24 protein-coding genes are annotated in these 26,256 nt (G+C 50.7%); 12 read left to right on the top strand and 12 right to left on the bottom strand.

Annotation, left to right across the window (positions count from 1 at the left end; translation table 11 throughout):
* Window positions 1-19: 19 nt before the first annotated feature.
* Window positions 20-688, bottom strand: coding sequence for an outer membrane beta-barrel protein (locus tag CRO74_RS00765; protein WP_097124106.1), 669 nt, complete (start codon window positions 686-688; stop codon window positions 20-22).
* A 336-nt stretch (window positions 689-1,024) separates the two neighbouring features.
* On the opposite strand from CRO74_RS00765, the gene CRO74_RS00760 reads away from it, so the two are divergent.
* From CRO74_RS00760 to argH, 6 genes are all read left to right on the top strand, one after another.
* Window positions 1,025-2,785, top strand: coding sequence for a DUF885 domain-containing protein (locus CRO74_RS00760; protein WP_097124105.1), 1,761 nt, complete (start codon window positions 1,025-1,027; stop codon window positions 2,783-2,785).
* Between the two features lie 83 nt (window positions 2,786-2,868).
* On the top strand, window positions 2,869-3,312 hold the full coding sequence (locus CRO74_RS00755) for a DMT family transporter (protein ID WP_097124104.1): 444 nt from the start codon (window positions 2,869-2,871) through the stop codon (window positions 3,310-3,312).
* 62 nt (window positions 3,313-3,374) lie between these two features.
* Window positions 3,375-3,995, top strand: coding sequence for a hypothetical protein (locus tag CRO74_RS00750; RefSeq protein WP_097124103.1), 621 nt, complete (start codon window positions 3,375-3,377; stop codon window positions 3,993-3,995).
* A 50-nt stretch (window positions 3,996-4,045) separates the two neighbouring features.
* Window positions 4,046-5,284 carry an MFS transporter gene (locus CRO74_RS00745; protein WP_097124102.1) on the top strand — a complete coding sequence of 413 codons (1,239 nt, stop codon included), beginning with the start codon at window positions 4,046-4,048 and terminating at the stop codon, window positions 5,282-5,284.
* A gap of 126 nt (window positions 5,285-5,410) precedes the next feature.
* The gene (gene yiaA / locus CRO74_RS00740) at window positions 5,411-5,824 is read left to right on the top strand and encodes an inner membrane protein YiaA (RefSeq protein ID WP_097124101.1); all 414 of its coding nucleotides are present in this window, start codon (window positions 5,411-5,413) and stop codon (window positions 5,822-5,824) included.
* 249 nt (window positions 5,825-6,073) lie between these two features.
* Entirely contained in the window at window positions 6,074-7,411 is a 1,338-nt protein-coding gene (gene argH, locus CRO74_RS00735) for an argininosuccinate lyase (RefSeq protein WP_097124100.1), read from the top strand.
* Between the two features lie 88 nt (window positions 7,412-7,499).
* Here the strand turns inward: argH and CRO74_RS00730 are convergent, their stop codons facing one another.
* Window positions 7,500-8,366 carry an SMP-30/gluconolactonase/LRE family protein gene (locus CRO74_RS00730; RefSeq protein WP_097124099.1) on the bottom strand — a complete coding sequence of 289 codons (867 nt, stop codon included), beginning with the start codon at window positions 8,364-8,366 and terminating at the stop codon, window positions 7,500-7,502.
* 198 nt (window positions 8,367-8,564) lie between these two features.
* Here CRO74_RS00730 and CRO74_RS00725 point away from each other — a divergent pair, with 198 nt between their 5' ends.
* On the top strand, window positions 8,565-8,774 hold the full coding sequence (locus CRO74_RS00725; RefSeq protein ID WP_097125959.1) for a hypothetical protein: 210 nt from the start codon (window positions 8,565-8,567) through the stop codon (window positions 8,772-8,774).
* 73 nt (window positions 8,775-8,847) lie between these two features.
* On the opposite strand, the gene CRO74_RS00720 is transcribed toward CRO74_RS00725, so the two are convergent.
* Window positions 8,848-10,098 carry an MFS transporter gene (locus CRO74_RS00720; protein ID WP_097124098.1) on the bottom strand — a complete coding sequence of 417 codons (1,251 nt, stop codon included), beginning with the start codon at window positions 10,096-10,098 and terminating at the stop codon, window positions 8,848-8,850.
* Window positions 10,099-10,157: 59 nt separating this feature from the next.
* Between CRO74_RS00720 and CRO74_RS00715 the strand changes: the two genes are divergently transcribed.
* On the top strand, window positions 10,158-10,829 hold the full coding sequence (locus CRO74_RS00715; RefSeq protein WP_097124097.1) for a phosphoribosylanthranilate isomerase: 672 nt from the start codon (window positions 10,158-10,160) through the stop codon (window positions 10,827-10,829).
* 94 nt (window positions 10,830-10,923) lie between these two features.
* Here the strand turns inward: CRO74_RS00715 and CRO74_RS00710 are convergent, their stop codons facing one another.
* Entirely contained in the window at window positions 10,924-11,346 is a 423-nt protein-coding gene (locus CRO74_RS00710) for an Hsp20/alpha crystallin family protein (protein WP_097124096.1), read from the bottom strand.
* 334 nt (window positions 11,347-11,680) lie between these two features.
* On the opposite strand from CRO74_RS00710, the gene CRO74_RS00705 reads away from it, so the two are divergent.
* On the top strand, window positions 11,681-13,021 hold the full coding sequence (locus tag CRO74_RS00705) for a tetratricopeptide repeat protein (protein WP_097124095.1): 1,341 nt from the start codon (window positions 11,681-11,683) through the stop codon (window positions 13,019-13,021).
* 119 nt (window positions 13,022-13,140) lie between these two features.
* Here the strand turns inward: CRO74_RS00705 and CRO74_RS00700 are convergent, their stop codons facing one another.
* A complete protein-coding gene (locus CRO74_RS00700; RefSeq protein ID WP_097124094.1) occupies window positions 13,141-13,911 on the bottom strand; it encodes an AMP nucleosidase in 771 nt (256 codons plus the stop codon).
* A gap of 150 nt (window positions 13,912-14,061) precedes the next feature.
* Between CRO74_RS00700 and CRO74_RS00695 the strand changes: the two genes are divergently transcribed.
* Window positions 14,062-14,508 (top strand): type I restriction enzyme HsdR N-terminal domain-containing protein, encoded by a 447-nt coding sequence (locus tag CRO74_RS00695; RefSeq protein WP_097124093.1) that lies wholly within the window; start codon window positions 14,062-14,064, stop codon window positions 14,506-14,508.
* A gap of 85 nt (window positions 14,509-14,593) precedes the next feature.
* Here CRO74_RS00695 and CRO74_RS00690 read toward each other — a convergent pair whose 3' ends face one another.
* The 4 genes from CRO74_RS00690 to CRO74_RS00675 form a co-directional block, all read right to left on the bottom strand.
* Window positions 14,594-15,163 (bottom strand): YceI family protein, encoded by a 570-nt coding sequence (locus tag CRO74_RS00690; protein ID WP_097124092.1) that lies wholly within the window; start codon window positions 15,161-15,163, stop codon window positions 14,594-14,596.
* Between the two features lie 60 nt (window positions 15,164-15,223).
* A complete protein-coding gene (locus CRO74_RS00685; RefSeq protein WP_097124091.1) occupies window positions 15,224-15,679 on the bottom strand; it encodes a MarR family winged helix-turn-helix transcriptional regulator in 456 nt (151 codons plus the stop codon).
* 54 nt (window positions 15,680-15,733) lie between these two features.
* Complete coding sequence (locus CRO74_RS00680) at window positions 15,734-17,785, bottom strand: BamA/TamA family outer membrane protein (protein WP_097124090.1); 2,052 nt, start codon at window positions 17,783-17,785, stop codon at window positions 15,734-15,736.
* Between the two features lie 121 nt (window positions 17,786-17,906).
* On the bottom strand, window positions 17,907-18,428 hold the full coding sequence (locus tag CRO74_RS00675) for a GNAT family N-acetyltransferase (RefSeq protein ID WP_097125958.1): 522 nt from the start codon (window positions 18,426-18,428) through the stop codon (window positions 17,907-17,909).
* A 188-nt stretch (window positions 18,429-18,616) separates the two neighbouring features.
* Here CRO74_RS00675 and CRO74_RS00670 point away from each other — a divergent pair, with 188 nt between their 5' ends.
* Window positions 18,617-19,213 (top strand): Maf family protein, encoded by a 597-nt coding sequence (locus CRO74_RS00670; protein WP_097124089.1) that lies wholly within the window; start codon window positions 18,617-18,619, stop codon window positions 19,211-19,213.
* Window positions 19,214-19,255: 42 nt separating this feature from the next.
* Window positions 19,256-22,102, top strand: a complete 2,847-nt coding sequence (locus CRO74_RS00665; protein WP_097125957.1) for an alpha-amylase family glycosyl hydrolase — start codon at window positions 19,256-19,258, stop codon at window positions 22,100-22,102.
* Between the two features lie 92 nt (window positions 22,103-22,194).
* On the opposite strand, the gene CRO74_RS00660 is transcribed toward CRO74_RS00665, so the two are convergent.
* From CRO74_RS00660 to CRO74_RS00650, 3 genes are all read right to left on the bottom strand, one after another.
* The gene (locus CRO74_RS00660) at window positions 22,195-23,238 is read right to left on the bottom strand and encodes an NAD(P)-dependent alcohol dehydrogenase (protein WP_097124088.1); all 1,044 of its coding nucleotides are present in this window, start codon (window positions 23,236-23,238) and stop codon (window positions 22,195-22,197) included.
* Between the two features lie 28 nt (window positions 23,239-23,266).
* Window positions 23,267-24,373, bottom strand: a complete 1,107-nt coding sequence (locus CRO74_RS00655; RefSeq protein ID WP_097124087.1) for an SDR family oxidoreductase — start codon at window positions 24,371-24,373, stop codon at window positions 23,267-23,269.
* A gap of 198 nt (window positions 24,374-24,571) precedes the next feature.
* Window positions 24,572-26,164, bottom strand: coding sequence for a Na+/H+ antiporter (locus tag CRO74_RS00650; protein WP_097124086.1), 1,593 nt, complete (start codon window positions 26,162-26,164; stop codon window positions 24,572-24,574).
* Between the last annotated feature and the right edge of the window lie 92 nt (window positions 26,165-26,256).

Here is a 26,256-nt window from a genome sequence, read left to right as displayed (position 1 = left end):
TCGACGGTTCCAATGCAATTTACCGGGAACCACCAATGGTTAAGCCCGCTTTTACGCTGAAGTATGAATTGTTGGCCGTCAAGGTCAACCGATTGGCCGCGTTCGTTACGCTGAGATCGCTAACAAGATTGTATGTACCTTCTATGTTCAGGATACCGTACTTCACCCCTACTCGGCCAAGGCCACCTAAATTGACGGCGGCTGGCAGCGGATAAGAAACCACCGAACTAGTTCCCGAAACCTGATTCGTTTGCAGGCTTTCGCCGGTATAAAATCCACCAATCCCAACGCCAATATAAGGACGAAAACCACTCTTCAACCTCAATACATAATTGGCCGTGGCAACCGCCGAAAGCATGGAATTTACCTTGGTGTTTTTATAAATATCACCGTCCAGTGCCTCCGAACGCTTGATGAACGCCTGCTCAAGTCGTACCCCGACTTCCAAATTTCGGCTCAGTTCGTACTGCGGCTCCAGACTATAGACGAGGCCCGGCTTTACGAAATCGTTTGTACCCACCTTGTCTAAAGGTGAGGCATAGCCTACACCCAGATTTACCTTAAACGGCTTCTCTATTTTAGACGATTTAGCAGGCTCGGCTGGTGTGACAGGGGCATCGGATGCAGCCGTTTGTGCCTTTGCGACGAAAGAACTCACGACAAACAGGGTAACGAAAAACTTACGCATAAAAAGTTGAGAATTGTGTACTTGGTTTTAAACTGATTGGACCAACAGTGACCCGGAAAAGACCCGTTTGGTTCGTAAAGCTGCCTTTAATTTAATTCTATTCCACTAAGACGCTTATTTTTTCGGGTAACGGTTCATAACGGCGATCGATCTATAGCCTATACAAGTAAAGGGGCCTTTACGTTGCAGTCCTCCCTTGTTCTGGCCGCAAAATAATACCGGTTCTTTATTATAACTTCCTGTTTTCGGGAGAAAAGGCCGTTTTCACCACCCTGTTTTTCACGATTGCATCAAACTCGTTATCTTAGGGCTTACCGATAACATCCCTCCGTATTCATGTCCTTCTCTACACGCCAGTTCGTCGGCATTAGCCTGGCTTTCTTTTGCTTACACCTCTCGCTCAGGGCACAAACGCCTTCGGAGCAACTTCGTCAGGTTATTGACAGCACCTGGGCGTTTGAACTGCGGGAACATCCATTGACGGCCGTTTTTGCGGGTAAAAAGACCCAGATCGAAAGCCTGGGATCTTATACCGAAGCCGCCATAGCCCGACAAACTGCTTTTTACCGGAATCAATTAGCCAAACTCAACGCCATTCCATCAGTATCCCTCTCCGGAGCCGAGCGCGTCAATGCCGAACTGCTTCGGTACACGATGCAGGACGATATTGAGCAGTATGACCTGAAAGGGTATCTGAATCCCTTTACTTCCGACTCCGGTCCGCATACCTCCTTACCATTTATTTCCAATTACCTCACCTTCCGTACCGCAGCCGATTACGAGAGCTATATCAAACTGCTTTACACCTTCCCGGCCTACCTCTCGGATGTCGTAACCCTGTTGCGGGAAGGGTTGCGCACGGGCATGACGGCCCCTAAAATCACGCTGAAAGGCTACGAAATAACGTACCGAAACCACATTGTTACGGACCCGACCCGAAGTGTTTTTTACGGGCCTTTCCTACACTTTCCAGCCTCGGTCAGCCCCGAAGACCAGGCGCGTTTACAGCAAGCCGGTCAGAAAGCAGTCATGGACGGGGTCGTTAAAGGCTATACCCAGTTTGGTGCCTTTATGGATACCGCATATTTGCCGGGTGCCCGCAGCACGCTTGCCGCCAATGCGCTGCCCAATGGCCCCGCCTTCTACCAGCAGCGTATTCGCTACTACACAACCCTCGACCTGTCGGCCGATGCGATTCACCAGCTGGGTTTACGGGAAGTAGCCCGCATTCAGGCGGAGATGCAGGCGCTCATTACGAAAACGGGGTTCAAGGGCTCGTTTCAGGATTTCCTGAAATTCCTGCGTACCGACCCGCAATTCTACGCCAAAACGCCTGTCCAGCTCCTTAAAGAAGCCAGCTTCATTGCCAAACAGGCCGACGATAAGCTTCCGGCGTTCTTCGGTAAACTACCCCGGCAACCGTACGGCGTTGCCCCCGTTCCCGATGCACTAGCCCCTAAATACACCAGCGGCCGATACGTGGGTGCTCCCATCAGCAGCAAAACCCCCGGTTACTACTGGGTTAATACGTACAATCTGGCGAGTCGGCCGTTGTACACGCTGGAAGCTCTCACCCTGCACGAAGCCGTACCGGGTCACCACCTGCAATCGGCCCTGTCGCAGGAGTTAACCGGCCTCCCCGACTTCCGGAAACGCCTTTACGTCGATTCGTTTGGTGAAGGATGGGGCCTTTACTGCGAATGGCTGGGCAAAGAAATGGGCTTTTACAAAGACCCGTACAGCGATTTTGGGCGGCTCACCTTCGAAATGTGGCGGGCCTGTCGGCTGGTAGTCGACACGGGTGTTCATACCAAAGGCTGGACCCGGCAGCAGGTAATCGACTATCTATCGTCGCACACGGCCCTGTCCATTCACGACTGCACCACCGAAACAGACCGCTATATTTCCTGGCCCGGTCAGGCGCTGGCGTATAAAATCGGTGAATTAAAGATCAAGGAGCTACGCCAGAAAGCGCAAAAGGCTCTTGGGGATAAGTTCGATGTACGCGTTTTTCATGATCTGATTTTAAGCCAGGGCACCGTAACCATGCCGATTCTGCAACGTATTGTCGATGAATACATTCAGGCAGCTCACTAGCCGCTTCGGGTCAGGCAACTATTTTTCCTGAAAACTATGTAGGGTCTAATACCGGGGGAAGGGCGTTGGTTACCTTTGCAGTCATGAATTACATTTATATTTTCTTCGCTTTCCTGATTGGTATGGCCATTACTGTGCAGGCGGGTGTCAATGCCAATCTGCGTCAGGCAATGGCCAGCCCTATTCTGGCAGCGGCCGTATCGTTCGGCTCCGGCTTTGTCGTTCTGGTCTTGCTGTTTATGGGATCGGGCGCGTCTGTGCCTCCGCTGGAAGCCATCAAACAGGTAAGCTGGTGGAAATGGATGGGCGGGGTGATGGGCGCCGTTTACATGATAACCGTTATTGTGAGCGTCCAGAAGATTGGAACCGCCAACCTGGTTAGCCTCAGCGTAGCCGGTCAACTGGTAGCGGCCATCGTTCTCGACCATTATGGCCTGTTGGGTTTCACGCTCCACCCCGCCAACGGCTGGCGACTGCTCGGTGTACTGCTTATTGTGGCCGGTGTACTGCTGGTGGTAAGAAACTAAGTACGGGGTTTCGGGTTTACAGGTTTCGGGGCTTCGGCTGCCGTAAACCGAATCTTGTCACGATGATCAACTACCGTTTTTACCCGTCTCTGCTCAATTTCTTCGCCCGTTATGCACGGGGCGGGAATCTATCGGCGCAGGAGCTGATTGATTCCATAAACCGGGTGCCTACGCCTACAACAGCCGCTCAGGAGCGTGGCGTTTCATTTGAAGAAGCCGTTGTGAAGGGTACCAACGAAGACCGCTTCGACCCGGAGATTATCAAAAAAGTCCGAAAACTGCTCCCCCGTCCCATTGTCGACACGCAGGTCTATTGCCAGTGGGAAATCGACGATGTGCTGTTTTACGGCTATGTCGACCTGATCGGCAAGTTCAAAGCCGTGGATTTAAAAACGACGGCTTCGTATCAGGCGGGGCGGTTTACGCATAACCACCAGAACCTTTACCTGCACGCCCTCAAACGCAAAGGAATTAAACTGATGGAATACGTCATTGCCGAGTTTCAGCCCGACGGCCGTTCGGAAGTTTATGTAGAGAGCTATTCGCTTACCCATCCTATTGACAAACAGCTGGAAGAAATCAGCTTGCTGAAAGCCTTCCTGGAAGAGCATCGGCCGTTGATTACAGACAAGAAAATCTTCGTAGCACCCGGCGAAGATGCCGGTGCCCGCCGAAAAACCTGACAACACCCTTCTGAAACCAACCCCATTTTGTTTACTCGTACCTTCGCGCTATGATTCAGCGCACCGTTCATCTTTATCAGCAGGCCTACCGTGGACTTTCGCCATCGGTCTGGCTTCTGGCGGGCGTCATGCTCATCAACCGATGCGGTACCATGGTATTGCCGTTTATGACGCTTTACCTAACCCAGCACCTGCATTACTCCGTTGAACGAGCCGGTGTCGTCATGGCCATTTACGGCCTGGGTGCCTTCGTGGGTACTTTCCTCGGCGGGCGACTCACCGACCGATTCGGGTTCTACTACATCCAGCTCTTTAGTTTGCTGTTTGGCGGATTTGCTCTATTGGGCTTGCAGTTTGTTACCAACTTTTATATGCTTTGTGGCAGTGTGTTTATGTTCACCCTGCTCGGCGATGCGTTTCGACCCGCTAATCAGGCCGCTATTGCCTATTATTCGGAAGTTGGGAACCGGACCCGCGCCTTTTCCCTCAACCGGTTAGCCATCAATCTGGGCTGGTCGGTGGGCGGTGGTCTGGGCGGCTGGATTGCGGGGATCAGCTACAATCTCCTCTTCTGGACCGACGGACTTACGTGTCTGGCCGCCGGGGTTGTTCTGTGGCTCTGTCTGCCGGTACCGGCAAGAATTCCGGCTCCGAATGCCAATCCGGACGATTTACAGCCGGTTACCATTGATACGAAGTCCCCTTACCGCGACGGCTTGTTTGTTGCCTTTGTCATTTGCTCCTGCCTGTATCTGATCACGTTCATGCAGCTATTTTCCATTGTCCCTCTGTTTTTCAAGGAGGTGATGTACATGACCGAAAGTACCATTGGCAGTCTAATGGCGCTGAACGGGCTAATCATCGTATGTCTCGAAATGGCGCTGGTGTATAGCATTGAGCAGAAAAAACGGGCAAAAACAAGTCTCATTGTTACTGGCGTTCTCCTCACAACCTTTTCCTATCTCCTACTGGCATTAACCAACAGCATTGCCCTGCCCGCAATGACCATTGCCCTGGTTTTTATTGTGGTTGGCACCTTCAGCGAGATGCTGGCCATTCCGTTTATTCAATCCTTCACCGTCGAACGCGCCAGTCCGGCCACACGCGGGCAGTACCTGGCGCTGGCCGGTATGAGCGGAGCGCTGGCCCAAACGCTCTCCCCGGCAATCGGGTCACAGGTGGTGGCTCATTTCGGTTTCTCCATCCATTGGCTGGTTATTGCTGGTATCAGCCTGCTGTCGGCTGGTGGGTTCTGGTGGCTGGGGCGCAGATTATCTACTACTGATTAACATCAAGAGCAGGTAAACACTTATGTAAAAGGTTTTTAGTTATTAGGAATTTTTTAATATTGCATTTAGGATTGGAAGCTTATTAAAAGTTAGTAACCTCCTGACAATTATAATTTTCTAGAAATTATGTACCAAAAACCATCAACTGCATTTATTGTTGCTTCCTGGGTTGCATTGGGAGTCGGTATGTTAGGATACCTGGTCGGGCTCTGGCGATCAGAGATGCTTCTCAATGAAAGAGGATACTATTTTACAGTCTTGATGTATGGACTTTTCTCGGTTGTATCTGTACAGAAGAGTGTTAGAGATAGATTAGAAGGAATAGCTGTAACAGACATTTATTATGGGATAAGCTGGTTTTCAACGATCTTGTCAATTGCGCTATTAGCTATCGGACTTTGGAACGCAACTCTTTTACCAAGTGAAAAAGGGTTTTACGCTTTTGCTTTTTTATTGAGCCTGTTTGGCGCAATCGCTGTACAGAAAAATACCCGCGATAGTCTGGACGTAACAAAGCCGGAAGTAACAAAGAAAGAGTAACATTAGCCTTTTTCCCTAGCTACATATCAGTACGATCAGGGAACAGGCTAACTATTCCTTTCTCCCATCAGGTATCTCTCTTTGCTCCAATAGCGAACTTTTACGGCTGGGCATTAAAATAGCCGTCGTACCAAATTAATACTACCTCACATAATTTTCTTTACGACCTTTGCGGAAAGGGAAAGAGCAAAAGAGCGCAGGGATGAACCGTTCACTCTTTCACCCTTTCACCTTTTCACTCAGTAAGCCTTGAAACTCTGGCAAAAAGAAGGCGTCAGTACCGCCGAACAAATTGAACGCTTCACCGTGGGTCGGGACCGTGACATGGACCTCTACCTCGCTCCTTTCGATGTACTGGGCAACCTGGCCCACGCCCATATGCTCGAAACCATCGGCCTGCTTTCGAGTGATGAACTGAAAATGCTGAACAATGAATTGAAAATCATTTATCAGACAATTCAGTCGGGGAAGTTCGAGATTGAAGAAGGCGTTGAAGATGTCCACTCGCAGGTTGAACTGATGCTGACCCGCGTACTGGGCGATGTGGGCAAGAAAATTCACTCGGGCCGGTCGCGCAATGACCAGGTGCTGGTCGATTTGAAACTCTTCACCCGCGACCGGCTCTGGCGCGTTGCCGAAGCTGTCCAGACGGTATTCGACCGGTTGGTAAGCCGCTCGGAGCAACATAAAGATGACCTGCTGCCGGGATATACCCACTTGCAAATCGCGATGCCCTCTTCGTTCGGCTTGTGGTTCGGGGCCTACGCCGAAGCCCTCGCCGACGATATGCTGACGCTGCAAACCGCTTATCGGCTGGCTAACCGCAACCCACTTGGCTCGGGAGCGGGCTATGGCTCGTCATTCCCACTAAACCGTACTCTGACGACCGAATTATTGGGTTTTGAAGGTATGCACGTGAACGTAGTGTACGCCCAAATGAGCCGGGGTAAAACCGAGCAAACCGCCCTCACGGCCCTGGCAGCGGTAGCCGCTACCCTGTCCAGAATGGCGATGGACATTTGCCTGTACAACAGCCAGAACTTCAGCTTTCTGGTCCTTCCCGACGCACTCACAACGGGCAGCAGCATCATGCCGCACAAGAAAAATCCCGATGTGGCCGAGTTACTGCGGGCCAAAACCAACCGAATGAAAGCCCTGCCGATGGAAGTGACGCTGGTGATGAGCAACCTCCCCTCCGGCTACCACCGCGACATGCAATTGCTGAAAGAAATCCTGATGCCGGCCTTCGACGAAATTCTCGACTGCCTGGAAATCACCGATTTCATGCTGGAACACCTTCAGGTAAAGGCCAATTTGCTGGATGAGCCCAAATATGACCTGCTCTTCAGCGTCGAGCGCGTGAATGAACTGGTGTTGCAGGGTGTACCTTTTCGGGAAGCTTACCGGACCGTTGGGAAGGAGATTGCCGAACATACGTACGTTCCGCCCCGTAACCTGCATCATACCCACGAAGGCAGTATCGGCAATCTGGGCAACGACCTTATCAGAGAAGCTATGAATCAGGCAATGGCCGGTTTCGGAGCCGATAAGGCGCAAGCCGCGGTTCGACAATTGCTGTCGAAATAAAAAATCCGGGATATGAACACCTTACGTTCATATCCCGGATAACCCTTATTGCTGACGCGACTGAGCCGCAAGGTATTGCGGCTCTACGTTATTGCTCTACCCGGTAGGCTACCAGCGTGTTACGGTAGAAGGTCGGGACAACCAATAATTTTTTATTGGCAACGTAGTCGATATCCGCCGAATTGATTTTCTGCTCGCGGGTATCCATGAGTTGTTCTTTCGTGCCATCGGCATTAACATGAAACAGCTGCCCGTTCCAGTCTGAAACGAAATAGTTACCTTTTCCTTCCGGCACAATGCCATCTGTAGCGGCCATCCCATCAGCCAGCGTAGTGATTGCTTTGGTGTCTACATCCACCGTGCGCAACGCCCCAATCTTGGTGCTGCCGATCATCAGTTTGTTTTTGCCGACGGCCAGCACGCCATTCGGTTTGTTGAGTTGCTCGCCTTCCAGCCAAACCTCCCACTTATCGTCTTTTAACCGATAAATTTTATCGTTCCGATTGTCCGATACGTATACGGTTCCATCTTTGGCTACGGTCACGTCGTTCAGAAAGGCGTCTTTACCTACGCCATCCCAGGTTTTCTCGGCCTGACCGGTTGCGGTGTTGATGCACACCAGCCGATAAATATCCGTTACGTACAACCGGTTCTTATACAAGCCCATGCCTTTGGGGGCATTCAGACCCGAAGTCCAGTGCAGGTTCTCGATCTTGCCGTCCAGCGTCACTTTCGAGATAAACCCGCTGCCATCGAGCCCATCGGGTTTACCATCAATATTGGCGACATACAACGTGTTTTTTCCATCGTACAGCACCGATTCGGGCGTACGAAGGGTTGTATCGGTTTCCCAGGCTTTGACCAGCTTCATTGGCTTCGGGCGGAGGGGCGGAGTTAGACCAACGAAGCTGGCACTGGCAATGGCCAGCAGTAGGTACAAGTTAAATTTCTTCATATTTCGATTGATTATCAGTTAATTAAAAAAAGTTTTATTTTTTTTGTTGTATGATACCGGGCTTATAGTAGCTCTCAGCTGCTCAGACAAAAGACAGAATATAATTTTTCTAACTAGCCCTTTCTTAGCCTCTTTATTTTTCAAAACAATAGAAAAACCAAGGTGTTTAAAAATCTCGCACGCTAAATGACAACCGCTATGGAAACTGCCCAACTCCAATCATATGGGGTGCAAACACCTGTGAGTCAACTGAAAGAAAGCATCCGGGATATGATTCGGCTGCAACGTGATTACCAGATCTCAGATGAATTATTCTGGGAGATTTTTAACGCCCGCGTTCTGCTCAATGAGCCGATTGACATCGACGATTTTATCCGTAATGTGTACCTACCGCCAGCCTACGCCTAATAGAACTTCTGTTAACGCCAACCTCCGCCCGACTGCCCACTAACAGATGGTAGCCGGGCGGAGGTCTGTTCTTCTAGCTCAATCGCACCGCCAGTAACGCCTTCGATTTGGCGTATACATAGGTGACAACCAGCAGAGTAACAACGCCCCCCAGCATAACGGATGGCACCGTACCCAGCAAACGGGCCAGCAAGCCGGATTCAAACGCGCCAATCTCGTTCGATGAGCTGACAAAGATTCCGTTTACAGCCGCTACGCGCCCCCGCATATGATCAGGCGGGAAGATTTGCAGGATTGTTTGACGGATAATAACACTCACACTATCGAAAGCGCCCGTCAGCCCGAGCATGATGAGGGATAGATAAAAATTGGTCGATAGGGAAAAGATAATCGTGGCCACACCAAACCCGGCTACCGACAACAGCATGTTTCGCCACGCATTATGGGTGGGTGGGTGTTTGGCCATGTAGGCCATCGTTAGCAACGCACCTACCGATGGCGCAGCTCGCAGAAACCCCAGCCCTTCGGCCCCTACTTTCAAAATATCTTCGGCGAAGACCGGCAAAATGGCCACCACGCCCCCAAACAGGACCGAGAACAAATCGAGGGAAATAGCGTAGAGGACAATCTGGGTTTTAAAGACAAACCGGAATCCTTCTTTCAAGCTTTCACGAAGGCCAAGCACGGGCGAATCGCTGACCGGTGTTGGCTTACGCTCGATGAGCGAAATCAGAACAAAACAGGCAACCAAAAGCCCAATGACCACAATCAGCGAATTATCGAAACCTACCCAACTGTACAGAAATCCCGCCAGGCCAGGCCCCACAATGGCACCGGCCTGCCAAAACGAACTACTCCAGGTAGCGGAGTTGGCATACAGCTCACGGGGAACCAGAAAGGGTTTTAAGGATGAACTGGCGGGCGAGTAAAACCCTTTGGCCGTGCCAATCAACATAAGGACGCCGTAAATAGTCCCTAAACGAGCCGTTTGCGATAACCCGGCCGCAAATGCAGGCTGAAAGACCAGGTACAGAATAACCGACCCGATTAAAATGACCAGTAAACTCCACTGCAAAATCCGTTTCTTATCCTGCCGGTCGGCGAGGTGCCCGCCGAAGAGCGACAGCGCAATGAACGGTATCGCTTCGGCCAGTCCAACCAGGCCCAGCATCAGCGGATCGTGCGTGATTTTATAAAGTTCATATCCCAGAATAACCTCCTGAATCAGCAACGTAGCCGTGATCAGGAAACTGTTCATGACGAAGTAACGAAACTCGGGGATGCGAAGGGATGCGTACGTATCGACTGGGGATTGTTGAACCATACATTTGTCGGCTTAACCTATCTTTGCCGCGCGAGTGTTTCATTAATCAACCCAAAACTATGCAATCTCCGTTCCGAACGAGGGTTAAAATTTGCTGCATCAGCAGTATAGCCGAAGCGCAGACGGCTATTCAACTGGGAGCCGATGCCCTTGGTCTGGTGGGCCGGATGCCCAGCGGTCCCGGTGTAGTAGCCGATGAACTGGCGGCCCAGGTTGTTCAGGCTACGCCCCCGCCCATTGCTACGTTTATGCTCACAAGTGAAACAACTGTAGCCGACATCGTAGCTCACCAGCGTCGCGTAGGAGCCAATACCATTCAACTTGTCGACGCCGTTCCAGCCGACACGTACACGCAACTCAAGGCCCTACTCCCGGCGGTGAAGCTGGTGCAGGTGATTCATGTCATTGACGAACGAACCATTGACGAGGCCCTTCTGGCTGTTCAACTGGGAGCCGACGCCCTGCTCCTCGACTCAGGGAATCCCAATCTGGTGGTTAAGGAACTGGGCGGTACCGGACGAATACACAACTGGCAGGTAAGTCGCCGGATCGTGGAGCAGTCATCGGTACCGGTCTTTCTGGCCGGTGGATTGAACGAAGGCAACGTCCGGGAAGCGATTGAGACCGTCCGTCCGTTTGGTCTGGACATTTGTAGTGGTGTACGAACAAACGGGCAACTGGACGCGCAGAAGCTGGAAGTGTTTATAAAGTTGGTACAGCAATTAGCGTGAATAACGCTCAAGTGCATAAAAAAAGTGGTGACATACGATGTCACCACTTTTTTTATGCACTTGAGCGTATGAGGTTAGGTCGGCCAGTTGTCAATTAAGCAACGGCGATTTCTTTTACAAGTTTCTCTTCTTTAACCTCAACTTTGGGTAGTTCAACCGTAAGGATACCGTCGGTATAAGCTGCTTTGATAGCATCGGCGTTTACTGATTTTGGCAAACGGAAGCTGCGCTCAAAGGAAGTGAAACCAAACTCGTGCCGGGTAAATTTATTGGCGGTTTCGTCGGTTTTCGTTTCTGACTGATACCCGATGGTCAGTTTGTTGTTTTCTACGTTAATTTTCAGATCCTCTTTTTTCAAGCCGGGTGCGGCCAGTTCAAGCAGGAATCCGGCTTCATTTTCTTTAACGTTTACAGCGGGTACGTTCGGCGTCGTGTTGTAATACCGGTTGATAACGGGACGGCTGTGGAAAGGGTTAAAGAACGTGGGGAAGTTATTATATCGAACTAAAGTTGCCATTGTCTTATGTAGTTTATTGTGTTGTTCCCTTTCAGTTACATCCTTCCTGAATCAAATCTTATACCAAAGCAAACTTTTAACTCCTTCAAGACATTTTGTCGCTTTTTCGCATTAAACTACCTTAAAAACCGGCGTTTTGTCGTGTTTTTTTTGTAAAATTAGCCCACAATTTGCTACCATAACCTCTTTTTGACAGTTCTTCTTTAACGTAATTGCCACCAGGACGCTGTATTCGACACAATTATACACATTACCTAGAGGTTACGTTACAAGGAACTAAACACCTGATACTGCTCATTCAGTAAAAAACTCACCATAACTTTTTACTTTAAGAATGAAGCGACATTTATTGCCGGCTGTTTTCCTGTTTTTGGGAACCAGTCTTTCTATTCCTGTTACCGCTCAACAGACTGCGGTTGAGTTCTTTGAGAATGGAATTAACCGTAGCAAATCAAGTGATTTCACGGGTGCCCTGCAGGCCTTTAGTATGGCCATAACCATGAACCCCGAAAACGCACCCAGCTACTACAACCGGGGGTTGGCCAAAGCCAATTTAAAAGACCATCGGGGTGCCATTCTCGATTATGACAAGGCAATCGAGCTCAATAGCAAAGATGCGATGGCTTACCTTAGCCGAGGGGTCAGCAAAAGTCGGCAGGAGGATCATCGGGGCGCTCTACTCGACTTCAGCCGTTCCATTGAGCTTAACCCAGACGACCCTCAGGCGTATTACAACCGGGGAATCAGCCGCAGCCGAATCGACCAATACCAGAGTGCATTGACCGATTTCTCCAAAGCCATCGAACTGGAACCCACAAATGCCTATTCCTATTTCGCTCGTGCGGTCACCAAGCAGAAATTGAGCGACTTTGCCGGCAGCGTACTTGATTTTGCAAAAGTTATTGACATTACCCCAAAGCGGGCACAAGCCTACGCTGGTCGGGGCATGTCCAAAGTTGAACTGAAGGACTTTGCCGGTGCGGTTACCGACCTTAATAAAGCTATTGAGTTAAGCCCGGAGGATAGTGAATCCTATTTTTACCGAGCCTACGCCAAAGGAAAGCTCGACGATTATAAAGGTGCGTTGCCTGATTACGAGCGGGCGCTGGCATTAAAGCCGGATCATTACCGGGCTTACTACGGGCGGGGTTTCTGCCGAAGCAAACTTGGCGATCAAAAAGGGGCCGTTCAGGATTTTAACCAGGCTATAGAGATTAACAATGTCAATGTCGACACAAAAGTTGTTTATAACGGCCGGATCACCCATGCTATTCTCGACAATCTACGTAACCTTGTTCAGGAACGTGACAAAATCAACGAGCTAGGTGCCGAACGCGCCGAAGCGTACTTTAGCAGGGGCGTCAGTAAACACAAGCAGGGCGACTCGAAAGCCGCTCTCATAGACCTTAGTAAGTCAATTGAACTTAATCCGGCTTATGCCGAAGCCTATTTCAGCCGGGGCCTGATCAAATCGGCACAGGGTGACCAGAAGGGATCCCTCACCGACTGCAACAGCGCAATTAAACTAAAGCCCGGTTATGCTGAAGTGTTCTACGTACGCGGGCTCATCAAACATAGCCTCGGCGATGAAAACGGTGGTTGTCTCGACCTATCCAAAGCGGGCGAACTGGGCTACACTCCAGCGTATAAGGTGATTAGTGAGTATTGTAATTGATAGTATTAGGAGTTAGGAGCGAGGAGTTAGGAGTTAGGAGTTAGGAGGGCTGACGCGAAAGCAACACATGCGTCAGCCCTCCTAACTCCTAACTCCTAACTCCTAATACTATCCCATCCCTACTCAAACTTCAGGTGCTTTACGGAATCGCCGGAGGATTCCAGTTCCAGCAGGGCGTCGATACCGATTTCCAGATGCACGTTCACAAACTGACCCGTGACGCGTTTGTCGCTTTCTTCCGTTTTGACGCCTTCCGGCACAAGTGGGTTATCCGATACGAGCAACAAAGCACCGTGCGGGATGGAATTAACAAAGCCAACGGTGAAAATGGTGGCCGTCTCCATGTCGATGGCCATTGCCCGGAGTTCGCGCAGGTAATCTTTGAATACCTCATCATGTTCCCAGATGCGCCGGTTCGTAGTGTATACAGTACCGGTCCAGTAGTCCAGTTCGTAGCGTTTAATGGTCGAGGATACGGCCCGTTGCAGACGGAATGACGGTAAGGCCGGAATTTCGGGACGCATATAATCATTGCTGGTACCCTCCCCCCGAATGGCCGCAATGGGTAAGATCAGGTCGCCAACCTGCGTTTTTTTCAGCCCACCACACTTCCCTAAAAACAATACAGCTTTTGGACTAACCGCCGAAAGCAGGTCCATAACGGTAGCCGCCATGGCGCTGCCCATACCGAAGTTTATGATGGTGATGTTATTGGCCGTAGCCGTTTGCATGGCCCGCCCCATCCCGAAAATCTCGACGTCGAATTTTTTGGCAAAGAGTTCGACATAGTTAATAAAATTTGTCAGCAAAATATATTCGCCGAATACCTCAATGGGTGTACCGGTGTAGCGGGGCAACCAATTCTGAACAATTTCTTCTTTAGTCTTCATGTTTTTTGGGAGGAGTTAGTACTTAGGAGCGAGGAGTTAGTAGTGAGGAAGAATGATCAGACCAGCGTCAGCAAGAAGGGATGCGTCAGCCCTCCTCACTACTAACTCCTAACTCCTAACTCCTAACTCCTAATTACTTATCTTCGTGGTATGGTTGCGCTGAACCTTCCTGTTTTCGATTGCAAAATTAAGCAAGTCGAAGGGAAACCCTACATTTTCGATTCATTACGCCGGAAGTACGTCCGGCTGTCGCCAGAAGAGTGGGTGCGGCAGCATATTGTCAATTTACTCTTAACGCATTACGGTTATCCCAAAGCGCTCATTCGTACGGAGGGCGGCCTGGTGTTGAATCAGACCCAAAAACGTACGGACGTTGTGGTTTTTGACCGGCAGGGCCAGCCTTTTCTGGTTGTCGAATGCAAAGCCCCTCATATTCCGCTTACCCAATCGGTATTTGATCAGATTGCCCGGTATAACCATGTTCACAAGGCCCCCTTTGTGGTTATCTCCAATGGACTTACTCACTACTGCTGCGGCATCGATCATGAGACTGCTAACGTACGATTTCTGGATGACTTCCCAGCGTTTGTTCAATAGCTTGACTGGAACGCCAGCCAAGCTACTGAACAAAAAATCCCTGCCACCGTTGGGTAGCAGGGATTCGTATGGGAGTAATGATACCTTAGTTGGCTTTTACAAGCTCACCAGTGGCACGGATAGCGATTTCATCACTAACAACAGCGGCAGGAATCGTACCTAAGGTAAAATCGGCGCGCTTCACTTCACCGGTTACTTTGAAACCAGCCAGCGTTTTCTTGTTCTGTGGGTTCGTAACAGGACCGGTGATAACGGCATCGAGCGTTACAGGCTTCGTTACACCGTGCATCGTCAGATCGCCCATCAGTTTGTATTTGTTACCAGACACCTTGCTGATCGACTTACTTTTGAAGGCCAGAGTTGGATATTTGGCGGCATCGAAAAAATCAGCGCTCTTCAGGTGGCCGTCACGCTTCTCCTGGTTCGTGTTGATGCTGCTCACGTCGGCGGTCAGGTCGATTTGAGCATCGGTGAAATCAGGTTTCGACGACGTCATCTTCACATCGAAGTTCTGGAATTTACCATCCACTTCAGATAGCATCATGTGCGTTACCGTGAACCCTAAGTTAGAGTGCGACTTGTCGAGCGTCCAGTTTTGAGCGAAAGCGCCTACTGTAGAGAACAACAGGGCAGCGATCATCGTTGCTTTTTTCATTGGTTTGTATTAGATAAATGGTTAGTAAATGATAGTTTAATAATGAAATTCTTGATGGCTTCAGGCGCGAAGTCTGTCGAGCAGGTGGCTTAATGCTTCAGCCTCCTCTGCCGTTAGTTTACCCTCAAACGACTTGTTTAACGTATCCTGATGCGTATCCAGTTGTTTGAGCAGCGCCAGGCCTTTCTCGGTGATAATCACATCAACAGCCCGGCGGTCGCTGGGGCATTCGGTACGTAGCACCAGCTTCTTGGCAACCAGTTTGTCCACTAACCGCGATGCATTCGACATTTTATCGAGCATTCGCTCGGTAATGTCCGACACTTTGATTGGGCTTGGATGCTGACCACGCAAAATTCTTAACACATTGTATTGCTGCAATGTGAGTTTGAACGGCTTCAACAATTGTGTCTGGTTACCCGCTATCCAGTTGCTGGTGTACATCAAGTTCACGATCACTCGCTGGTACGGTGATCGGAAGGGTGTGCTTTGCTTGATGTCAGTTTCTATAGACATGCCACAAAGATAATGCAATTGTATTTAATGTTCCTACATTTAATACAGATATTTTTACCTATAAGGAATAATTTGTGGAGCGGATAGATCGAAATCCCGTAAACGAAGCGTCGATATGCCTTCAAACGCCTGCCGGAAAGGTATGGTGTTGCCCGGAATATTCGGATAATACGCCAGTCGAATCTGGAAACTGTTGAAGGTCAGATTCTCATTTCGGAGCCGGAAGCCAATGCCATAGCCCTGATACAGGGGACCGCTCAACAGTGGTCGATCGGGAAAACTAGCCAGCCCCAGGTTGGCGAATGTGATAAAGGCCACCCGAAACCCAACCAGATTGAGTTTGGAAAACAACACGTTTTCGTAGTTGATGAACCAGCGCTTCGTACCAATCAGCGCATCGCTGGTAATACCAATGCCATCGGTATTAATGCCGCTTCCGTTACTGCTCAAGGTAACATATTCATTGTCGAACCGATTGATGCCGGTAGTAAACCGTGTGTTGAAAAAATGACGCATGTTGCCCCATTTGGTTTTCATGAGCTGACTGAAATAGTTAGATTCCAGCGAGAAAACGCCCTGTTCAATTCGGTTATTCCGAATGTATCCGCCCACGCTGATCAGCCCGTAGAGGTATCCCAGATGACGAACGTACTTACCTTGCGAAAAATTGAACCCAGCATACAGCCGTTGGCCCAGTTCGGCGTTATCGAACCCGGCAATGGCGGCTATCGACTCGCCAATGGGTACGTCTTCGGTGCGGCCAAAGCCATAAATCAGCACATCGCGAACGTACTTCCGGCGGGAGAACCCTACACTGAACAGGGTTGTGCGGCTATCCTGATAGATCTGGTTCGTGTCGGCCGTTACGTTGGGGCGTATATTATAGGTATAACTGGTGTTACGAACTGCAATCACCAGCCGGGAACGTCCCTTCTCGTCGGTATTGTTCTGTTTATAGAATAGCCGGAACGAGCGGCCAATCCAGATGTCGGAATAATTATAACTGAGCGGCACCAGTAAAACACTGTCATTTCGGGTGATAAGTCGATTATTAATTTGGGTATGATTCAATTCGATAGCCCCCGCGTACTTCATGTCGGGCGTCAAAAAAGGTCGATACAACCGAATAGATGCCTGTTTTAGATCGCGCAGGTACAACATGGTAGCTTCGGCAGTCATGAAGGTTTTACCAATAAACGGAACCGTATACCGGGCCTGGTATTCCAGTTTTTGCCGGGGGTCGTTGGCCGCATAAGCCACCTGCGCAAACAAACGATGGCCCAATCCTCTAAAATTGGCCTGATCGAACCCAACACTAAAGTTGTTAAAGCCCCCGAATCCACCATTGGGTAAGAGCGACCAAACGTCCTGCGTAATCACGTAGACGTCAACAAACTGCTTGCTGCCCGGCCTTGGCAATACCAGAATCCGAGCATCGTGAAAGATCGACGTAGTGCGCAACAGACGCTCATTGTCACGCAGCACATTGGGTTCAAGGGCGTCCCCTTGCCGAAACAGTAGGTATGAATTACGAATTACGTGCTCACGAGTGTTGAAGTGCAACCGGTTGCCGGTGCGCTCGAACCAGTTGGCAGGTTTACGCAGGGTGTCGTAAACGGTCTGGCCAAAAACGCCGAGTCGCCGGATGTAAATGTCGCCAATGATTTTCCCCTCGAAGACCTTGAACGGATTAGCTTCGAGCTGACTAACTTCACCTATTCGATCCCGGCTGTTGTATACGTCCTGAAACACAGCATCATAAAACTGCCGGGTAAGCCGATGCTTGTACATTTTGGTTTTCAGGCGGCTGTAGAACACGCTATCCCGCTGTTGCAGGACACTGTCGGGCAGCGAATTTTCCTTGATGGTGGTCAGCGAGTTGATAAGCGCCAGCGAATCCACACTCATGGGCTTAATTACCTGGTTTCGAAGGGTATCGATCTGGTAGATCGTTGGAGCGGGCAGCACCGGGGCAATCTGCTCCGCTTTCGGTGGTTGAAGGCCAGGCTGGGCGAGTAGGGTGCTTGAACATCCGGCAACGACCAGCAACCACACCAGAAAACGGCGCAGACTGAGGCAAGGCGATACCGGATAAACTTTTTTCATTTCTGTGTAAACGACAGTTAGAATACTGCCGGTACAAATGGTTTAATGGGTATTAGTTAATCGTCAATGGTTATTGAGTTAATAGTCAATAACTAATAACTCAATAACCATTAACGATTAACTAATCAACTAACTGCTTTTGAAGCCAAAAGTCCCGCTGTCGTTCTGACCCGAATTGAAAATAATGAAAGCCGAACCGCTCGAAACCCATCTTTTTATAAAAAGCCTGCGCGCGTCCGTTCCGCTCCCAAACGCCCAGCCATACCGCCTGAAACCCTTGTTCTTTGGCCCAGTTGAGGCAATGGTTCAGTAATATTCGGCCCTGCCCCTGCCCTATTTGTGAAGCCAGCAGGTAAATACGCTGAACTTCTATAGCAGTACGTAATTTCATCCGTCTGGGTGGCGCGTGCCTCCTTAATTTTGCAAAACCAATCGGCACATGATCAGACGAAACCATTAAAAAGAAGGTGGAGCGGGGATCGGCCAGTTCAGTTTCCAGTATGGGAAGCGTAATGGCCGACTGAATATATTCGTCGACAAGGGCAGCTGGGTTATGCGGTGGCCCGAAGGCTTCGCGCATTGTTACGGCCGATAATTCTGTCAGTATAGCCGCATCGGCCGGGGTAGCAAATCGGATAGTCACAAGATGTATGATATAATATGTATGATATAGGATGTATGCTAACCAAATCATCCTGTGATGATTTACGAATTTAAAACGAAATTTGCCAGCGATGCCAACAGACCAGCTTCCAGAATTGCCCAAAGCAACCTAACGGTATACATCATACATCATACATCCTATATCATACATCATCTATCTTTTCCTCTGTGTTAACCTTACGTTATCCTTTGCTACTGGCTTCTGGCTCGCCCCGCCGAAAACAGCTTATGACCGATGCGGGCTTTTTGTTCACCATCGAAACGCGCCCCACCGATGAGCTATTCTCCGACACGATGCCTGTCGATGAGGTAGCCGAATACCTCGCCCGCCAGAAAGCCGAACAATTTCTGAGCGATGCCGAAGCCCAAAACCGCATTGTCCTGTGTGCGGATACGGTTGTCATTCTGGATAACCAGATTATGAATAAACCGCAGGACGAAGCCGATGCCCGCCGTATGCTCCAATTGCTCTCCGGCCAAACGCATCGGGTGCGCACGGGTGTCGCCATTCTGGCGCCCTCCGCCAGTGGCCAACCGGAGTTACACTCCTTTACGGATGAAACCATCGTTCAGTTCGCAACCCTAACCGACGACGAGATTACCTACTACATCCGGGAATGCAAACCGTTCGACAAAGCCGGGTCATATGGGGCGCAGGACTTTATCGGTCTGGTGGGTATCGAGCGGCTCGAAGGCTCGTTCTATACCGTCATGGGCTTGCCAACGCACCGGGTCTATCAGGCCCTGAAAGCCTACATAAAATAGGAATAAACCTGTATGTTTGTGACCTATTTCATCAACAACGATATGAGGTCACGTTTCTACACGGTTTTTCTTTTCATTTTTCTGCTGGTACCGGCCTTTGGTCAGGTCATCAACACCCAACCAACATTCCCCACGGCCGACGCCGAGATCACCCTTGTTTTCGACCTGACGAAGTCAACCGATAGTCGGGCAAAGGGGCTGTTGGGCAAACAGGACGACGTTTTTTTATGGTCGGGGGCCGGGTCGACGGCGAGCGGAAACGCGTTTGAGTTTCAACCCACCGGGCAAACTGATTTCAGTAAACCCTTTACGCCGGGTAAAATGACCGCTTTGGGCGGGGACAAATGGCAGATCAAGCTCGTACCGCGCACCTACTTCGGTGTGCCAACCGGAACACCCATTCGAAAACTTGGCCTGTTGCTGAAAAGTGGGGACGGAAAAGCCCAGACGGAAGACTTGTTCATCACCATTTACGACGCGAGTTTTAACCTGACGCGCTTAGCGCCGAATCAAAAACAGTTTTATGTTGACGCCGATGCGCCTTTGCCGGTACGCTATAAAAGCTCGCAGTCAGCAACGTTTAGCCTCACGCTGGATGGGCAACCGACGGCCAGTTCTACCGGCACCGATTCACTAAATACCAGCCTGAACACCGGCAGGCAATCGGGTTTGCTGCGAACGGTCATTGTCCGGGCAACTTCACTGAGCGCAACAACCGGCACCACCGCCCTTGCCGACACATTTCACTTTACCGTTAAGCCTTTGCCCACCGTGGCTGCGCTACCAGTGGGTTTACAGGATGGCATCAATTACACCGGCCCCAACAAGGCAACGCTGGTGTTATACGCACCGAAGAAAAGTTTCGTGTACCTGCTCGGCGAGTTTAACAACTGGGCCCTAGACCCGGCCTACCTGATGAACCGAACGCCCGACGGTACCCGCTACTGGCTCGAACTCCCTAACCTGCCCACCGGCGAAACGGCCTTCCAGTATCTGGTCGATGGAACCATTGGCGTGGCCGACCCCTACGCCGACAAGATTCTGGACCGGGACAACGATAAATTTATTCCGGCAACGACCTACGCGAACCTGAAAGCCTTCCCCGAAAAAGCACAGGGCAATACGGTTTCGGTCCTTCAGCCCGGCCAGACGCCTTACGTGTTTCAGACAACCGGTTTCCAGCGGCCCGCCGTTAATACGATGGTCGTTTATGAGTTGCTGGTTCGTGATTTCGTTCAGAATCGAAGCTACCAAACCCTTACCGATAGTCTGGCCTATCTGAAACGACTGGGCATTAATACTATTGAGCTCATGCCCGTTACGGAGTTTTCGGGTAATGATTCTTGGGGCTATAACCCAACGTTCTATTTCGCCCTCGACAAAGCCTACGGGACCAAAACGGCCCTCCGGCAATTTATCGATGCGGCCCACAAGCAGGGAATCGCCGTGGTGCTCGACATGGTGCTGAACCAGGCAGACTACGAATTCCCCTATGTAAAAATGTACTGGGCCGGTGACCGACCCTCGGCAGATAGCCCCTACTTCAACCAACAGGCCACGCACCCGTACAGCGTCTTTTTCGACTTCAACCACGAAAGCCCGGACACCAAAGCCTTCGTGGATCGAGTCTGTAAATACTGGTTGCAGGAATATAAGATAGACGGTTTTCGATTTGATCTGTCGAAAGGATTCACGCAGAAAATCTCGGGCAATGATGTAGCTGCCTGGGGAAACTACGATGCCAGCCGGATTGCGATCTGGAAACGCATTTACGACCAGATCCGTACCGTCGATCCAACGGCCTACGTCATTCTCGAACACTTCGCCAACGATTCCGAAGAAACTGAACTGGCAAATTATGGTATGCTACTTTGGGGAAATCATAACGGCGATTTTCGGGGGGCTGCCCGCTCCGCTGAGGTCGATTTCTCGGGCTTATCGTATCAGAAACGTAACTTCCAGAAGCCAAACCTGATCGGTTACGCCGAAAGTCACGACGAAGAACGGCTCGTTTTTGATTCCCGCCAAAATGGGGCTGCAACGGGTTCGTACAGCATCAAGTCCCTGCCAACGGCGCTCGATCGGGCCAAACTGACAGCTGCGTTTCTGCTGTCGGTGCCGGGGCCAAAAATGATCTGGCAGTTTGGCGAACTGGGATACGACCTGTCTATCAACACCTGCTCCGACGGCACAACCATAAAAGACGACTGCCGAACGGCGGCTAAACCCGTCCGGTGGACTTATTACCAGGACGTCGACCGGCAGAAATTATACAAAGTTTACAGTGCCCTGATTAACCTTAAAACCACGGTTCCGGCCTTTGCCACAACGGATTTTACGACCGATTTTACGGGCGTAGTAAAACGGTTAACCTTGCGCAGTACCTCAGGCACCGTTTTCCTAATCGGCAATTTCGATACGAAAGCGCAGACTGTTTCGGCCGGGTTTCCATCGGGCGGTAAATGGTTTCATTTTTTCACCGGGCAGGAGGTGCAGATTGCCGACGCCAGCCAATCGGTTACGCTGGAGCCGGGCGCGTTTCACCTGTATTCGACCACCAAATTACCGACGCCCGAAGCGGGCCTTGTTCCCTTCGCGCTGGTGCCGGGGGTTGTAACGGCGGTTGAACCGGACCCCGACAGCCAGCTACTTCTTTCGCCAAATCCCGCAACGGAACAAACGGTTTTGGAGATAAACAGCCGTTACCGGGGGAGCATCGAATTCAGCCTTCGCGAATCGGGTGGCCGGTCGGTCCGGTCCTGGAACGCACCCAAAACCAGCGACCGACTTCGTCAAGCAATCGACCTGCAACATCTGCCAATGGGAATCTATTTTCTGCAAATTCAGCAGGGCGAGCGGCAAAGCACCCTAAAAGTAGTGAAGCGGTAGCCGCCGTTAACGGGTACGTTTGCTGACTAATAAACAAAATGAGCCGGGGAGCATACGACGTGTCCCCGGCTCATTTTGTTTATCAGTGTACTCTACAGCGTAGCCATGTCGATCACGAACCGATACCGGACATCGCCTTTCAGCATCCGTTCATAAGCCGGTTGAATATCTTTGATGTCGATCAGTTCAATATCCGAAACGATGTTGTGTTCGGCGCAGAAGTCCAGCATTTCCTGCGTTTCGGCAATACCGCCAATCGTAGAACCGGCGATGCTCTTCCGACCGGGAATCAGACTGAACGCCAGCAGGGCTGAAGGCGTCGGGGGTGCACCTACGCAGATATGCACGCCATCGGTTTTCAACAGGCTCAGGTACTGGTTGTAATCGTGCTCGGCAGAAACCGTATCCAGAATAAAGTCAAAATAACCGGTAACGGACGCAAGCTGGGCCGGGTCGCTGGTGACGACGAACTTGTGCGCACCAAGTTTTCGGGCGTCTTCTTCTTTCTTCGGCGATGTGCTCAGGACCGTTACTTCCGCCCCAAAAGCCACCCCGAATTTAACGCCCATGTGGCCAAGACCACCCAGCCCCAGAACGGCCATTTTGTGTCCTTTGCCCACTTTCCAGTGTTTGAGGGGCGAATAGGTCGTAATGCCCGCACAAAGCAGCGGGGCCGTAGCGGCCAGATCGAGTGTTTCGGGAATATGAAGTACAAAATCTTCATTCACCACAATGGTGTTGGAGTAACCGCCGTAAGTAGGCGTTTTCTTATCCTGCTCCAGACTGTTGTACGTAAGCGTGTTGCCATTGGTGCAATACTGTTCCAAACCGTGCTGGCAATTTTCACACACGCGGCACGAATCGACCATGCATCCGGTTCCGGCTAAGTCGCCAACGTTGAATTTTTTAACGTTACTCCCGACAGCTACGACCCGACCAACGATCTCGTGTCCGGGAACCATTGGAAAAATGCCACCACCCCATTCATCTCTGATCTGGTGAAGGTCGGAGTGGCAAACGCCACAAAAGGTTATATCGAATTGCACATCGTGCGGGCCAACGTCGCGTCGGTCAAAATTCCAGGGTGCCAGTTCAGAATCTTTGGTCTGAGCGGCATAGCTTTTTGTGTCAATCATACGATTTGGTTTGATAAATGTGTTTCCCCTAAACGAGTTCAGGTTGCTGGATCTCGCTATTGGCGGGAATTATGCGGTCGGCCTGTAGTTGGGTAAAAAGATCAAAGAAGGACTCGTCGGTGCGCTGAAAAACCAGAAAACCCAGCTTACGGCTCTTCGACATGTCGGTCATTACTTCAATGGGTCTTCCCAGATCAAGGTCTGTGTGCCAAGCCGATGCCACACGGGTCAAATCAGGTTCGAGTAAGTGTTGCTTTTCGGCGATTTCCTGCCATAGCGGGCCATCGTTTGCCAGTTCGTCTTCCAATGGATGAATCGTGCCATCGAAACCAACGGCTTCAATACCGAACCAGTCGGCAATTCGTTGCCATAGCCAGCTCCAGCGGAACACATCGCCATTAACCACGTTGAACGCTTCATTATGCGCGGCTTCGGTGGTTGCGGCCCAAATGAGGTGTTTGGCCAGTACACGGGCGTCGGTCACGTCCGAGAGTCCCTCCCACTGGGCTTTGGAACCCGGCCAGCGGAAGGGCCGTCCACTGGCCTGGCACAGGCTGGCATAAACGGCCAGCGTGCTTCCCATATTCATCATATTGCCTACAGCCTTCCCGATAACGGTATGCGGCCGGTGGATGCTCCAGGTGAAGCCATCTCGGGCGGCAGCGGCATATACTTCATCTTCCTGAGCGTAGTAGAAATTTTCGATGTCAAGGCGGGGGTGCTCTTCCCGCAAGGGGGTTTCAGGCAGAAAGCCGTCTTTGGCATACGCGTCGAAAGGCCCCAGATAGTGTTTCAGCCCCGTAACCAGCGCGACGTGCTGTACCGATTTTTTGGGTGCCAGAGCATCCAGAAGGTTGCGAACCATGGTGCCATTTACCCGGATGTTCTCGGCTTCTGTCTCGTTCCGCATCCAACTCGTAAAAAACACATGAGTCGGGTTAATTGTCGACAGAGCCGTTTGCAGGCTCTCCGGATTCATCAGATCGGCAGCTACGGGCTGCAAATCAGTTAGTTCGGTATTGGGGTTCCGGGCCAGCCCGTAGGTCAGCCATCCCTGCTTAATTAATTCGTGGGCAAGATTGCTGCCGGTAATTCCACTGGCCCCAACAACTAAGGCAATTTTACGTGTACTCATACATTTGTCTGGTCTCGTCAACGCACAGGATGGACCGTATTTTAAGCCATCCGGCGTTATTGACTACAGACTAAACGGCGCTTAGGTCGACAAGTTTTTTTCGGGTCAGTCTTTGTGTGGCCCGATGTCTGATTTTCAGCAGTACAAGTGCCTGAATCCCGTAGCTTACCCCTTCGTAACACATTAATTGACATCGGCTTACTGAACCAGTTTTTCCCGAACTTTAAATTCCTCCAGATCAATTAAAGAAAGGTATTTTCGAATCAGTTCTTCATCGAACTCTATGCCGTGGTTCATCTCGATCAGGGTACTTCGTTGCTGCTGCAACAAGTCCAGATAGGTGCGTTGATAAGCCATTATGGCGTTCGTACGGGTATTACTCGTTTCGTTCAATTCCTGATTGAGCAGACGCAGGTCAATGTTTAGCCGTTCGTGCAGGTTAGCGATGTGTTCGTTGGTCAGCTCGTTTTTCCCCAAAAAGGCAAGCGAGGTTTGGGTAATGGCTTTTTGGATAAGAAGCTCCTGCTGTTGCTCCGGAATAGCGTTTGGCATACCTCTAAACTTCACTTTTCTAATTAACAAAGGCAAGGTTAACCCCTGAAAGACCAGCGTGACCAGAATAACGATAAAGGTGATGAACAAAATCAGGTTGCGGTGTGGGAAAGGCTGACCAGCTCCGATCAGTAACGGGATTGACAGCGCAGCAGCCAGCGACACCACACCGCGCATACCAGCCCAGCCCAAAATGAGGGGTCCGCGCCAATCAGGATTCGGGTCGGCCACCGTAATAAAACGACTGGCAAAGCGAGTGAAAAGGCCCGCGCCATAGGTGCAGAGTAAGCGGGTTATCATTAATACCAGCGAGATCGCCAGCCCATAGCCAATGGCGCTGCGGATACTAACCGTGCCAAGTTGCTGAACAACAGGCGGCAGTTGCAGACCAATGAGCAGAAAGACCAGCCCGTTCATGACAAACACAATGTTGGTCCAGACATTTACGCCCTGTATTCGACTCTGGTAGGTCAGCATACTTTGCCGTTTGTTGGAAAGCAGCAGTCCCCCGCTGACGACCGCCAATACGCCTGAATAGTGAAGATGCTCCGCTCCGTAATACATGCAGTAAGGCGTTACCAGCGTGAGCACAATTTCGATACTGGGGGTAGTAGGTAACCAACGGATGATGGCGTAGAAAATGACGCCAACCAGTAGACCAACGCCTATTCCCATGAAAACCACCAGGCCAAAACTGGTGGCAGCTTCCTGGAAATGAAACTGCCCGGTAATAACGGACGCCAGCGCAAACCGAAACACGATCAGGGACGACGCATCGTTCAGCAGACTTTCGCCCTCGGCAATACTCACCAGCGACTTGGGTACGCTGACCTGCCGCATAATGGTGGTTGCCGAAATAGCATCGGGCGGAGAGATAATACCGCCCAGAAGGAAACCCAGCGCTAGTGTGAAGCCTGGAATAAGGGCGTGCGACACAAGAGCAATGACGCAGGAGGTCAGGATAACAATGGGAAAGGCAAAACTGGTAATGACCCGTCGCCATTTCCAGAACTCTTTCCAGGACGTTTGCCAGGACGCTTCGAACAGAAGCGGAGGCAGGAAAATAAAGAAGACCAGATCCGGGTCGATGGTGATTGATGAAAACTCGTCCGTAAAGCTGAGCGCCAACCCACCTAACACCAGCACAATGGGATAGGCCAGCCGGAGCTTATTGGCCAGCATAACCAGCCCCAGGATAATCAGGATGAGAAAGATGTATTCGATAAATAGCCCTTGCATAGTGTAGATACCCGATAACAAACGAAAGCCCGGAAGTGGGCTTTCGAAAGGTCGCATTAGTGTATTTACTATCCAAGGACAAGCGCCTTATC

It is taken from the genome of Spirosoma fluviale, assembly GCF_900230225.1.
Classification (GTDB): domain Bacteria; phylum Bacteroidota; class Bacteroidia; order Cytophagales; family Spirosomataceae; genus Spirosoma; species Spirosoma fluviale.
This window is presented reverse-complemented; position numbering and strand designations above follow the sequence as displayed.

Coding starts and splice junctions, on each gene's coding strand:
- CRO74_RS00765 (WP_097124106.1), bottom strand. CDS start 688: ATGCGTAAGTTTTTCGTTACCCTGTTTGTCGTGAGTTCTTTCGTCGCA.
- CRO74_RS00760 (WP_097124105.1), top strand. CDS start 1,025: ATGTCCTTCTCTACACGCCAGTTCGTCGGCATTAGCCTGGCTTTCTTT.
- CRO74_RS00755 (WP_097124104.1), top strand. CDS start 2,869: ATGAATTACATTTATATTTTCTTCGCTTTCCTGATTGGTATGGCCATT.
- CRO74_RS00750 (WP_097124103.1), top strand. CDS start 3,375: ATGATCAACTACCGTTTTTACCCGTCTCTGCTCAATTTCTTCGCCCGT.
- CRO74_RS00745 (WP_097124102.1), top strand. CDS start 4,046: ATGATTCAGCGCACCGTTCATCTTTATCAGCAGGCCTACCGTGGACTT.
- yiaA (WP_097124101.1), top strand. CDS start 5,411: ATGTACCAAAAACCATCAACTGCATTTATTGTTGCTTCCTGGGTTGCA.
- CRO74_RS00730 (WP_097124099.1), bottom strand. CDS start 8,366: ATGAAGAAATTTAACTTGTACCTACTGCTGGCCATTGCCAGTGCCAGC.
- CRO74_RS00725 (WP_097125959.1), top strand. CDS start 8,565: ATGGAAACTGCCCAACTCCAATCATATGGGGTGCAAACACCTGTGAGT.
- CRO74_RS00720 (WP_097124098.1), bottom strand. CDS start 10,098: ATGGTTCAACAATCCCCAGTCGATACGTACGCATCCCTTCGCATCCCC.
- CRO74_RS00715 (WP_097124097.1), top strand. CDS start 10,158: ATGCAATCTCCGTTCCGAACGAGGGTTAAAATTTGCTGCATCAGCAGT.
- CRO74_RS00710 (WP_097124096.1), bottom strand. CDS start 11,346: ATGGCAACTTTAGTTCGATATAATAACTTCCCCACGTTCTTTAACCCT.
- CRO74_RS00705 (WP_097124095.1), top strand. CDS start 11,681: ATGAAGCGACATTTATTGCCGGCTGTTTTCCTGTTTTTGGGAACCAGT.
- CRO74_RS00700 (WP_097124094.1), bottom strand. CDS start 13,911: ATGAAGACTAAAGAAGAAATTGTTCAGAATTGGTTGCCCCGCTACACC.
- CRO74_RS00695 (WP_097124093.1), top strand. CDS start 14,062: ATGGTTGCGCTGAACCTTCCTGTTTTCGATTGCAAAATTAAGCAAGTC.
- CRO74_RS00690 (WP_097124092.1), bottom strand. CDS start 15,163: ATGAAAAAAGCAACGATGATCGCTGCCCTGTTGTTCTCTACAGTAGGC.
- CRO74_RS00685 (WP_097124091.1), bottom strand. CDS start 15,679: ATGTCTATAGAAACTGACATCAAGCAAAGCACACCCTTCCGATCACCG.
- CRO74_RS00680 (WP_097124090.1), bottom strand. CDS start 17,785: ATGAAAAAAGTTTATCCGGTATCGCCTTGCCTCAGTCTGCGCCGTTTT.
- CRO74_RS00665 (WP_097125957.1), top strand. CDS start 19,256: ATGAGGTCACGTTTCTACACGGTTTTTCTTTTCATTTTTCTGCTGGTA.
- CRO74_RS00660 (WP_097124088.1), bottom strand. CDS start 23,238: ATGATTGACACAAAAAGCTATGCCGCTCAGACCAAAGATTCTGAACTG.
- CRO74_RS00655 (WP_097124087.1), bottom strand. CDS start 24,373: ATGAGTACACGTAAAATTGCCTTAGTTGTTGGGGCCAGTGGAATTACC.
- CRO74_RS00650 (WP_097124086.1), bottom strand. CDS start 26,164: ATGCAAGGGCTATTTATCGAATACATCTTTCTCATCCTGATTATCCTG.